The sequence below is a fragment of the Paenibacillus harenae DSM 16969 genome, from assembly GCF_000422465.1.
Classification (GTDB): domain Bacteria; phylum Bacillota; class Bacilli; order Paenibacillales; family Paenibacillaceae; genus Pristimantibacillus; species Pristimantibacillus harenae.
In genome coordinates this window covers 45458-57522 of record NZ_KE383843.1, presented here as the reverse complement: position 1 = coordinate 57522, position 12065 = coordinate 45458, and the positions used below count along the sequence as shown (strand labels likewise).

The window sequence follows — 12065 nt, the reverse complement described above, 5'->3', positions numbered from 1 at the left end:
TCATGCACCTTTGATTCATCTATCAGTACGGTAAGGTTACCTCTTATATCCGTTAAGTCATTAACCGGCAACGATTGCATAAAAGTGATTACCGACGGCGTACCATAAAATCATAACGGCAATCACGGGCAGAGATAGGGGGATAAGCTGCCTGATGTTGTTGATTTTGCATGGAACAGCTACCCTGGCGGTGCCCAGAAAGCGATCAGGGCCTGCTGCTGCTGCCCGTCATCTTATGGTTTGCTCTCTATGCGAATATCGACGTATTTAATCGTTATCCCAATATCCATACGATCGCCGGTCGCTGCTCCGGTCATCATATTATCTGTGCTGTTTGAAATAAGAATTTCCCTGAGCACCAACTGAAGAAAGATGACACTTTAAAAGTGCCACTTTCGGGTTGTTCGCGTTCCGAAATGGAGTGATGAATTATGGCAAAACGTGCGATGACTTCTGAAGCAAAGGCTTTAAAAGCTCAGGCTATTCTAGATAAAGCGGCAGAAATTTTTTTCTCATCAGAATATGAAAACAGCAATCATCAGTCTTTTTTTGTGATTCAACTTCATTCATTCACCGCGGTAATAGGTTATAAATAATTTGAGGTGACCACATTGTTAGAACTAAACAAACAACAACCGCTTTTATGAGCTGAACCCCGAGGAGCTGTGGACGAAGTGGGAAGCTCCGTCATGACGAATAGGGAAAAAGCCGTCCCGGCAGGTCGATAGACCTCTCAGGACGGCTTTTTACTTTTAAAAATAACGCAATTCAAGAACGAAGGATCGTTCGTTTTCTCAATTGAACCGCAAGATGGAAATATACTTTTGAGGAGCATACATCAAAAATGAATGAAATGGAACAATAATACAAAAAAAGGATGTTATATGTGAAGACCTTATCCACATGGCAGTTGTATGGCCTCTTGCTTCTGTTTTTATTGGGAACCAGCGTTGTCTTCGGTATTGCAAGCTCTGCTAAGCAGGACGCATGGATTACCGCTTTCATTAGCATTCTTCTTGGCGCCGCCCTCCTTTGGTTATATTCGAAACTTTATGAAACGCATACAGACAAGAATTGGTCTGGATTATTAACGGTCTCATTCGGACGATTTATCGGATCGATCCTATGTGTGACTTATGTTTTTATTTTTATTTATTCAGCCGGACGGGATTTGCGTGACATCGGAGAACTAACGAATACATTTTTGCTTCCGAAGACTCCAATCGGGATAACAATGGCTCTGTTCCAGATCCTGGTGTCCTACATTTGTTATGCAGGAGTGGAACGAATGGGGCGTTTGGCGGAGTTGAATGTTCCTGTTATCTTCATTATATTTCTGCTGGAAGTCATTTTATTAGTCGCTTCGGGTACCGTTCACTTATCGTTGCTGACTCCGGTCGCCGCAGAATGGAAACCGATTATTAAAGCCGCAATTCCGGGGAACTTGACCGTACCGTATGCGGAAGCCTTCGCTTTCGCCGCGTTTTGGTCAAAGACGATGCCGCCCAAAGGCTTCCGAAAAGCCGCCTTGCTGTCGTGTGTAACGGCTGGGTTGATATTTATCATATTGGATATTCTGGCGATCAGTACGATCGGGCCGGAACTTTTTTCCCGTTCTTTCTTCCCCCTGATGGCAACGTTTCATTTGGTCAACTTTGCGGATTTTATCCAAAATATCGATCCGCTCATCGTAACCGCCTTTATGATCGGTGTGCTATTCAAAATTTCGATCTTCACCTACGCGTCATGCGCGATGATTTCGGATCTGTGGAAGGTGAACGTCAGGTCTGCCGTCATCCCCGTATCGGCAATCGTTTTCCTATTCGCTTTTTACATGACAGAGAGCCTCAGCAGTCATCTTTTTACTGGTCATCAATGGGCCACATGGGTCGTCTTTATGCCTTTTTACGTTATTTTTCCCATGATTGCTTTACTCGTAATCAAACTTAAAAAAATGGTCGGCATAGGGGGGAGCTAGGATGGCACAGCAATCGATACGCTTATTAAATTCGACTGACTTGGAACAGTTTACGGAGGAGCTGAAACGCATGTTAGGCTCCATGCCCGATCTGGTCTTTCGTTCTGTAGGCGCTTCCCTGATCGTTTATATTTCCGGCCTTGCGGACGAGCAGCGGATCGAGCGGGAGATCGTTGATCCGTTATCGGTAAATCAGGAGACTGAACCCCTTTTTATCAAAACGCCTTCCGTGCAGCTGACAGATAATTATCAAGAAACGGTGCAAGCGATTTTATTCGGCAAGGCAGCAGTCGCTATATGCGGAAAAGATCAGGTGATATTGGCGAACGTGTCCGCATCCCCGAATCGCGGAGTGCCCGAGCCTCACGTCGAGACAGCCGTTCTCGGTCCTCAGGAAGCATTCTCAGAGGACCTTAATATCAATATCGCATTGATTCGCCGCATCACGAAAAGCGAAAAGCTCCGAATGAAGGTATGGCATTTCGGATCGGTCGCACATACTGAAGTCCGGTTGTTATACTTCGATCAGGTGGCTCCCGACGAACTGGTGGGGGAAATGTCCAAACGCTTGGATCGTGTCCATTTGGAAGATCTTTTAGGGAGCAATTATATTGCGGAGTCCATTAAAGACCAGCCGCTGAGCTGGTTTCCTACCGTACAAAAAACGGAGCGGCCGGATGTTGTCGCTAATGCGCTGATGAAGGGCAGAGTCGCTGTAGTCGTCAACAATACGCCTATTGCATTGCTTTTTCCCTTTACGTTCTGGAACTCCTTTGAAACGGTAGAAGATATTTATCTATCTTACAGCAGCGCCACGTTTTTACGCTGGATACGGGCAGTATTCATACTTTCGGCTCTGCTGCTGCCATCCTTGTATGTTGCAATCACAACCTTTCATAATGAAATGCTGCCCGCGAATCTGCTTCTGTCCATTGCGGCATCCCGGGAAGCCTCTCCCTTCCCCGCACTTGTCGAAGCATTAATCATGGAAAGCATCTTTGAAGCCATACGGGAAGCCATCGTACGAATGCCGCGTGTATTGGTTCAAGCTGTCAGCGTCGTCGGCGCTTTGGTCATCGGACAAGCGATCGTTCAGGCCGGCATCGTATCAATTCCCATGATCATCGTCGTCTCCATTACAGGCATCGCCTCCCTGATGATTCCCCATTATGAGACGACGTTTTCCATTCGGATTCTTCGTATCATTCTGCTCTTGTTAGCGGGAGGATTGGGTTTTTTCGGCATAGCGATGGGCTTGTTTTTTACCCAAGTATACTTGACCGGCCTCCGCTCCGCAGGGATGCCTTATTTGACTCCAGTCGCTCCGTTTACATGGAAAAGCTTGAAAAATTTAATTATCCGGCAGCCCTTTGAGCGGCCTTAATACTTTTTTCAGTATCGATTTGTTGGAATCAGGAAAAGAGGAGGATGGATCCGGCTTGAATAGAAAAATTGCCCTCTTAGTTCCCGTTCTATTGCTAACGGTATGGATTTGCACAGGATGCTGGGATCGAAGAGAGATCATAGATGTGGCCATTGTGATGATAACCGGAGTAGACAAAGGTCAAAAACCGGGGATTTATCGGGTACATGTACATATCGCCGAGCCGATCCAGATTGGCGGGCCGGGGGAGTCCGGATCAGGCCAAAAAAAGAAGGAACCCGTCACCCACATCGTTACGGAAGCACGCAATATCGACGAAGCGCGTTCGAATGTGGAGCGAATGCTGCCCCGGGACATCGTAACCTCTCACCGCCGCGTTTATCTTATAGGTGAGGCGTTGGCTCGCCAGGGAATTCAAGACCTACTCGATCAGATCAGCCGCAGTCCAATGAACCGGTTAAGCACCTTGTTGGTCGTAGCCGAAAACACAAAAGCGGAAAAGCTTATGGATTTACAAGTTCCGCTGGAAAATTTCGATGTGGAACTCTTTCGGGAGTTAAGCATTAGAAAAACACGTATTCCGACTTCGTTAAAAGATTATTTTATCGCTTCAACTACGCCCGGGCAGCAGCCAATAGCGATAAGCTTTGCCAAAACGAAAGAAAACAAAATCATGATGAGCGGCATCGCTATCTTTCGCGATAACAAGCTGAAAGGTTTTGTGAAGGGGAAAGAGGCCGTTGCCTTGACAGGTATGCTGGGCGGAAAAACAGGCGGAAGCATAACGATCCACCTCTCTAAGGTCAAAGGGGATCTCTCCATACGTCTTGACCGTTTAAAGCTGCGGCGCAAGGTAGCCATCTCAAAAGGAGAACCGAAATTCACCTTTCAAGTACAGGCTGTTGGGCGCATTTTGGACAATCGTACCAATCTTGATCTATCTGACCCCTCTATAATCGAGAAGCTGAACAAAGCTTTCGCCGAAGAAATGGAAAAAACGTTTCAATCACTGTTTCGCCGTTTGCAAAAAGATTTTCGTACGGACAGCACAGGCATGGGTGCAATGATTTATAAGAAGTATCCCGACTATTGGAAACGGATTGAGAAGGATTGGCCGAAAATATATGCGGATCAAACGATCAAATGGCAAGTAAGTGCCAAGATAACCGGCGTCGGTTCCATTGGAGCACAGCTGTTTATCCCGGAAAACGAGGTTAAGAAGTGATGTGGTTATCTATTTCGTTGTTCACTTTAGGGGCAATCATTGTCGCGGTGCAGCAATTTCAGTATTGGCACAAATACGGAAAAGGTACGGAAAAGTGGGTGTTACTGGGCTGGGTGATTGTAGCTTGGACTATTGGTATCCTTTTCATAGCCGGAATGAGGTTCCCTATTCCCGTTCGCCCGCTTTTTCCTGCGTGGAAATGACCTTGTGTCTGTTACACAATAAACGTTGAAATCGTAAACCGCTTGCTTTCGTGTCCGGCGGCCATTCGAAACTCGACCCCGCTCGAAGGGTCGGTCGCAAGGCGATTGTCACACACATACTTCAGGATAATTATGGACAAACTGATCGGTTATCGAGTTGGGCTATGGGAGGTTAAGATCGCAGCAACTATTTGCCTCTTTTAATTAAGCAATGAATTTGAGACAATACATTTTACCAAATTAATTTTCGAAGAAGGGAAAGCCATATGAAACTGTCCTATCTTAAGAAGCTTCCCATTATGGTTCAGTTATCTTTACTGGGCTTATTAATTGTGTCGATTATGCTGTTGATCATGGCGGCAAATTATATAAGTGCCATCCATGTTGTAAAGAAGAATAACACAGAAAATGTAAAAAGAGTTATTTCACAGCTGAATCAGTCCATTTCTTCGAACAATAATGATTACAAGAGAAGTATTGAGACGGTTGCCTACAACAAAACCGTACAAAAATTTTTAAGTGCTGCAGATCCAATCCAAAAGTTTGAATTGTTTACCCAGTTGAGAGCATATTTGTCAGACATGGCGGGGATGAAAGAGGGGATTCTGGATATCGCATTGGTCGACAAAAACGGCGTCGTCTACAATCTTCAGGCCAATGCGGATCAGCTCGCGCCACTTTCCAGGGAAATTCCGCGAAATAACTTGTATTATTTTTTGGGACTCAATATGATTGATTTGCCTTATAATCCAACGCCGGTATTGGTGGCGGGAGCCCGTATCTACTCTACAACTGATTTTGAGGCAGACAAAAATGAACTGGGCACTTTACTGCTGCTCATCAATAATCGATTGTTATTCGGCGACGGCAACCCTGTGCTTTTACCCGAGGGAGCTTTCGTTTACATGACGGATCGTAAAGGAAGTCTCCTTTATACGAATGATGATTCAAGCATGCTGGGGGAGCCTATTCCTAAAGATACATTGTTGAATGAAAAGCATGAATATATGATTCAAAGGGAGGCCATTCCGGATTTGAACGGCGAGATTATTATTAAAATGCCGAATCGTGTGCTTCTTCAAGGCCTCAACAAGATCCGTCAAGAGCAGCTTATCATGGTTGCAATCGCACTCGTTCTGATGATCATACCGCTTCTGTACGTAAGCAACAACATTCTGCAGCCGTTGAAGAAGCTTATGAGACTGATGGGGGAAGTCACGCTCGGGGAGAAAAAAAATCTCAGCAAACGAGTCGAAGTGGATGGTTATGCGGAAATGATTATTATGGCTTCGCGATTTAATGAAATGCTCGCGGAAATTGAGGATTTGACGGATCGTTTGCTGGAGAGCAAGCGTGTCCTCTACGAGACGGAATTGATCAAGCGGAGAGCGGAGCTCAGCTTTCTGCAAAGTCAAATCAACCCGCACTTCTTATACAATACGCTGGAGTCGATCAAAGGGCTTGCCGCGGATGAGGGCTCTTCGCAAATATTCGAACTGACAAAAGCGCTTTCATTGTTTTTCCGTTACAGTATCAAGGGACCCGATATGGTTTCCTTGGATAAGGAATTGATTATTGTAAAAAACTATATTTTCATTCATCAAATCCGATTCGGCAAACGGCTGCAAGTGGAATACGATATACGCTCGGATTGCCTCGCCTGTCTAGTCCCTAAAATGATTCTGCAGCCCATCGTGGAGAATGCCATCAAGCATGGCATCGAGCCGCTTGAGCGAACCGGTATGCTCAGGATCAAAGGTTATAGGGACGGAGAGAACTTGCTGCTATTCGTCGAAGATAACGGTGCGGGAATAAGTCCGGTCAAGTTGGCAGAGATTAACGCTTCGATTGAACGCCGCCAATCGCCAGCCGATACCCTTGACGGCTATTCCGAATCCGGCATTGGACTTGCAAATGTGCATGACCGCATCCGCATCAGTTTTGGAGAAGCGTACGGAATCGGGATAACGAGCGAGCTCGCAGGCGGAACGACGGTCTCGATTACAATTCCGGTCAGGAGGGAAGGGTAATGTATAAGGTCTTTCTTGTCGACGACGAAGAGTTGGTTATCAAAAGCCTTAAAGCGACGGTGGACTGGAAGGGCAGCGGCTATGAAGTTGCGGGCTATGCATTAAGCGGTGAAGAAGCTGTGGAAGCGGTCAAACGAATACGTCCGGACGTGATTTTCTCCGATATCCGGATGCCCGGCATGAACGGGCTGGAGCTGAAGAAACGATTGGACGATGCCGGCGTAACCGCCAAATTTCTTATCGTCAGCGGACTGGCGGAATTCGCTCTCGCGCAAAAGGCGATCCAGAACGGTATCTCCGGGTATTGCCTCAAGCCTTTCGACGAAATGGAAATCACGGGGTATCTCAGGAAGCTAAAGCTGGAATTGGATGCCTCTCGTCTGCTGCCTGAGGGGGAAATACTTGATTTGATCGAATCCGGTACGCCGGAAGCACACAGCAGATTACAGGATGAGTTGGCTTTGGCCGGCATTGCCGGCTCCGAGGAAGACGGCTTGCGGATCATGCTTTCCGTAAGAAGGGACAAGCTGCCGATCCATGAGAAAATACCATGCCTTACGGTACGCATCGGTTATCGCAAGTTTTTATACGTGATGGCTGACAGAGACGCGGATGAGTTAATGGCCAGCTTTGCTTCTGAAGACCGTCAATTCTTGAAAGGTATCGGTTTCAGCAAACGGGGTATCGATCCGGCGGGATTTGCGCTGGCCATCCAGGAAGCAGAACTACAGGCTTATCAATATTTCACTCTAGCCGAAATTTTCACCTGGGAACATTCATGGCAAACGAATGACATGAAGTCGGCATTTGCCATGCTGGCAGAAGGAGATGAGCAGGCGTTTATAACGCAGCTTGATTCTTTGCAGGCCATGTTTCGGAGCGGCCATCTGAATATCCGGCATGCCCTGTTGTTGTATAACGATTGCATTTCGCAGTTAAGCCGAAAGGGAATGGGATCGGACGAGTTATATCTCTATTCTTTTGAACAATTGGCAGAGCAGTTTGAAGATGTTCGGGATATGATCGATGATTTAAAGCGATTATTCCAGGAGGAGAAGGGCCAGATCGATCATCAGCAGGTTTCCGTACAACCAGGACGAAGCAGTACATTCTCTGTCATGCTGGAGTACATCAACGAGCATTTCGGCGAGGATATTACAATATTGGGCTTAAGCAAACGATTTAACTTAAATCCGAATTACATCTCGCAATTATTCCGTAAAGAACTGGATAAAACCTTTACCGAATATTTAACCGGTCTTAGAATGAACCAAGCTGCAGTGCTGCTCCGGACGACCTCCATCCCGATCAATGAAATCGCGGATCAGGTAGGGTACAAGGATTATTTTTATTTCAGTAAAATGTTCAAAAAAATAATGGGCGTTCCGCCAAGAGGGTATCGCTTCGACCAAAATCAGAATAACTCCATTCCGGCTCCTTTTTGACAAGGGGCTGTTTTTTTGTACTTCTTATCGAAAACTTGTTCTTGAATTAGTTTTTCGACATTTTCCTACCTTTTTCAACATGTAGTTGTTTTAGGTTACAAATAAAAACCGCTAATCGAGCGACATACCCTTAAGAAAGCGCTTGCTTTATAATTTTCCTGATAGAGAAGATTTGGAGGCGAGAGGGATAATGCAAAATTCAGTAAGCCAAATCAAGTACAGGAGGCAGTCGGGATTAGAAGCCAACCGTCGCAAGTGGCGGGAAGTCGTCAAGCATAAGTACTTCTATATGATGGTATTGCCAACCGTGTTGTTTTTTCTGATCTTCGCATACGTGCCTATGTACGGCGTGATCCTGGCTTTTAAGGATTTCAATTACATGTTGGGGATTATGGATAGTCCCTGGAACAACTTTCAAAACTTTCGTGATGTACTAGGCGATCCGAACTTTAAGCATGCGTTTAATAACACCTTGCTCATCAGCTTTGGGCGTTTGATTATCGAATTCCCGATTCCGATCCTGCTGGCGATCCTGTTGAATGAAATGAGATTCGGAAGACTAAAGCGGATCTTTCAAACCGTATTTACGTTTCCGCATTTCATCAGCTGGGTCGTGTTAAGCGGAATCATCACGAATATTCTGAACGATCAAGGTGTGCTCAATCAAATTCTGGTGCTGTTCGGATTCGAGAAAAATTCGATACTGTTACACAACGGGAGTTTTCTGGGCTTGATTTTCACGTCGAATATTTGGAAAGAAGCAGGCTGGTCATCCATTATTTATCTGGCGGCCATCGCGGGCATCAACCCCGAGCTTTACGAGGCGGCGGACATTGACGGCGCTAACCGTTACCAGCAAATGAAAGCCATTACATGGCCGGTGCTTCGCAATACGGCCGCGATTATGCTTATATTGGCAGTCGGCGGCATTATGAACGGCGGATTCGACCAAATCTTCAATTTGTATAACCCTGCCGTTTATGAACGTGCCGATATCCTCGATACGTTCGTGTACCGCAGCGCATTTGTGGATGCTACGGGGTTCGGCTACTCAACAACGGTCGGTTTGCTGAAATCGGTCATCGGTTGCTTGCTCTTGTTCGGGGCAAACTTTGTTGTGAAACGTGTTTTTAAGGAGGAGGGCCTCTATTGAAGCGGTTTTCGATATCTAATGCACTTATCACCCTCATCTTGGGGCTCGGCGCGATTGCGACTGCATTCCCGTTTTATCAGACGCTTGTTCAATCCTTGTCCACCATATTGGACATGAGGGCAGGAGGGGTTATGATTTGGCCCCGATCGATTGATTTTTCTTCGTATCAGTATATCTTTCATCAAGGGCGGGTCGTCAATGGCTTGTTGATATCGGTTATCGTGACCGTATCGGGCACATTGGTCAGTCTGGCGGTCACGACGGCAGGAGCTTATGCGTTATCCAAGAGCTCGATGCCCGGGCGCAATATCATCTTTATTGGCATCATCTTGACGATGTTTTTTTCAGGCGGCCTTATTCCCTTATATTTGACGATTCAGGGACTTCACCTGCAGAATAGTTTGCTTGTCATGATTTTGCCTGTGGCTGTAAACGCATTTAACTTGATCCTGATGAAAAACTTCTTCGGGTCCGTCAATCCTTCTCTTGAGGAATCGGCAAAAATCGACGGGGCTAACGATTTGATTATACTCATTCGTATCATTGTACCTGTTTCTTTGCCTATTATGGCGACCATGTCCTTGTTTTATGCGGTTGACCGATGGAATGAATGGTTTCTGCCGATGCTGTTTATTAACGATACCAGCCTGCACCCGATGCAGCTTGTGCTAAGAGATGCTATCACTAATCTGAGTCAGGTCATGAATAATTCGATGGGCGCACAGATGGCCGCAAAAACTCAAAACGTGTATAGCGAATCGGTAAAGTCGGCGATGATCATCGTCTCCGCCGTTCCGATTCTGATGATTTATCCCTTCTTGCAGAAATATTTTAATGCGGGAATCATGATCGGTTCCGTAAAGGAATGATAATAATGGCTTCGGCCGTTGTTATATATATTCAGGTTTCAAAAACATAAAGGAGGGTTTACAGATGAAGTTGAAACAAAGAGTAAAGGTTGGGGTGGCGCTGCTTCTTGCTGTAATGACAGTGTTAACTGGCTGCGGAAAAGGGGGAGATCAGTCTCCAAATACATCCCCGGGCCAAGCGGCTAACACGACACAAAACGCGGATGATTTGAGCAAGCCAATAGAGCTGAGCGTTGCCGTATGGGACATCCAGGCGGGATTTGAAGCTCCGAATGCAAAGGATGATACGGTTTACAACGATTTGACCGAGAAATTCAACATTACGATCAAACCGATTCAGATTACCTGGAATGACTGGCAGGAGAAGGCAAAAGTATGGGCCGCGTCCAAGCAGCTTCCCGATATGTTCGCCAACGAGGTTGATATGGGGGTGTACCAAACCTGGGCCAAGCAAGGCGTTCTCAAGCCGCTCCCTGACGATTTGAGCCCATATCCGAATTTGCAAAAATTTATGTCCGATGAGTCTGTGAAGCCGCTCAAGGTTGATGGGAAATTTTATTCGATTCCGCGTTTTGGTAGCGAGGATATCGGTGACGCCAGGTTGGGCAGACCAATCCGTTATCGGATGGATTGGGCGGAGCAAGCCGGATTTACAAAAGAGCCGCAAAGCTTTGAGGAATTCCTGGCTATGACCAAAGCCGTCATGAAGCAGCATCCTGGAATCGCCGGCTTGACGGTTAACAACAAAGGTTACCTGTTAACGCAATTCCTGGGAAGCTTCCCTGAAATGGTGGCCACCCGTAACTGGACTCAAGAGAACGGCAAGTGGATTCCTGCCTTTACGTCGGAGAGAGCCTATACCGGAATCCAGCAGCTTCGTACACTGTATACGGATGGTGTTCTTGACAAGGACTTTGCCATTCAGAAAGACGCCGACGGCACGAACAAGTTTTTGTCCGGCCAAAGCTTCGCGCTTTACGGCCTGGAAGGCGTAACAGACGATCAAGTAGCCACATTCAAAAAAGCGAATCCAGGTGTCAGCGCTTCCAAAGCAATCGGATATCTGAATATTTGGCCTGCGGCTGACGGCAAACGCTATACGTTGGCTGGCGCTCCTTACTGGTCCAATACGTTTTTCCCAGGTACGCTCAGCGATGAAAAATTCAAACGGGCGCTACAAGTGATGGATTACATGATGTCTGATGAATACAGAGTCCTGGGCATTAATGGAATCGAGAATGTCGATTATAAAGTGGAAAATGGACAATATGTTTCCCTGCTTAAACAAGATGAAACGCTTGCAGACAAATATCCGATCACGAACAAACTGGTTTGGCTTGCCGCATGGGATCCCCTTCTGTATAAGGGCAAAAAAGTGGTAAGCTCCGACCCTGAAACTGCCGCATTAATGAAGCTGCAGATTGATACCTTCAATCGATTTAAACAAGAAGATACGCCAATGCCTGTTAACTTTGAATTCGATGCGATTTCGACTCCAGCGAAAAATAAGTTATTGACTGTGGACTCAAATATTATGGATGACATCGTTAAAGTCGTTTTGGGCAAAGGAGATCCGATAGCCCAGTGGAAAGAAATCGTTAAGGGATACGACGCCAAAGGCGTTCCGGAGGCGATCAAAGAAGTCAACGAAGAGGCAGCCAAGAGAGGCATTAAGTAATTTTTAGTCCGGAACATGCACGACGTGTTCCGGACTTTCCGTCATTGTTTCGGCGCTAGAGCATCGTGCTTGTTATAAAGCCAAATTTAAAATGGAAAGG

The 12065-nt window shown here is 46.2% G+C and carries 9 protein-coding genes and 1 pseudogene; 9 read left to right on the top strand and 1 reads right to left on the bottom strand.

What is annotated here, in order from left to right; genetic code table 11:
• Positions 1 to 236: 236 nt before the first annotated feature.
• Positions 237 to 368: pseudogene (locus tag H581_RS38965) on the bottom strand (carbohydrate ABC transporter permease); the annotation flags it as partial.
• Positions 369 to 431: 63 nt separating this feature from the next.
• Here H581_RS38965 and H581_RS38960 point away from each other — a divergent pair.
• The 9 genes from H581_RS38960 to H581_RS0119795 all read left to right on the top strand — a co-directional run bounded on the left by H581_RS38960 (position 432) and on the right by H581_RS0119795 (position 11965).
• Positions 432 to 596 (top strand): hypothetical protein, encoded by a 165-nt coding sequence (locus H581_RS38960; protein WP_245600093.1) that lies wholly within the window; start codon positions 432 to 434, stop codon positions 594 to 596.
• A 290-nt stretch (positions 597 to 886) separates the two neighbouring features.
• Positions 887 to 1978 (top strand): GerAB/ArcD/ProY family transporter, encoded by a 1092-nt coding sequence (locus H581_RS0119835; protein WP_028611549.1) that lies wholly within the window; start codon positions 887 to 889, stop codon positions 1976 to 1978.
• A gap of 1 nt (position 1979) precedes the next feature.
• Positions 1980 to 3362, top strand: a complete 1383-nt coding sequence (locus H581_RS34630) for a spore germination protein (RefSeq protein ID WP_036719470.1) — start codon at positions 1980 to 1982, stop codon at positions 3360 to 3362.
• Positions 3363 to 3417: 55 nt separating this feature from the next.
• Positions 3418 to 4587 (top strand): Ger(x)C family spore germination protein, encoded by a 1170-nt coding sequence (locus tag H581_RS34620; RefSeq protein WP_169507523.1) that lies wholly within the window; start codon positions 3418 to 3420, stop codon positions 4585 to 4587.
• Between the two features lie 469 nt (positions 4588 to 5056).
• Positions 5057 to 6820 carry a sensor histidine kinase gene (locus tag H581_RS0119815; protein ID WP_028611546.1) on the top strand — a complete coding sequence of 588 codons (1764 nt, stop codon included), beginning with the start codon at positions 5057 to 5059 and terminating at the stop codon, positions 6818 to 6820.
• Positions 6820 to 8265, top strand: coding sequence for a response regulator (locus H581_RS0119810; RefSeq protein WP_028611545.1), 1446 nt, complete (start codon positions 6820 to 6822; stop codon positions 8263 to 8265). The genes H581_RS0119815 and H581_RS0119810 overlap by 1 nt, the downstream gene beginning before the upstream one ends.
• Positions 8266 to 8455: 190 nt before the next feature.
• Positions 8456 to 9418, top strand: a complete 963-nt coding sequence (locus H581_RS0119805; RefSeq protein ID WP_051251089.1) for an ABC transporter permease — start codon at positions 8456 to 8458, stop codon at positions 9416 to 9418.
• On the top strand, positions 9415 to 10287 hold the full coding sequence (locus H581_RS0119800) for a carbohydrate ABC transporter permease (RefSeq protein WP_028611543.1): 873 nt from the start codon (positions 9415 to 9417) through the stop codon (positions 10285 to 10287). Before H581_RS0119805 ends, H581_RS0119800 begins: the two co-directional genes overlap by 4 nt.
• Positions 10288 to 10351: 64 nt before the next feature.
• Entirely contained in the window at positions 10352 to 11965 is a 1614-nt protein-coding gene (locus tag H581_RS0119795) for an extracellular solute-binding protein (protein ID WP_028611542.1), read from the top strand.
• The last annotated feature ends 100 nt before the right edge of the window (positions 11966 to 12065 follow it).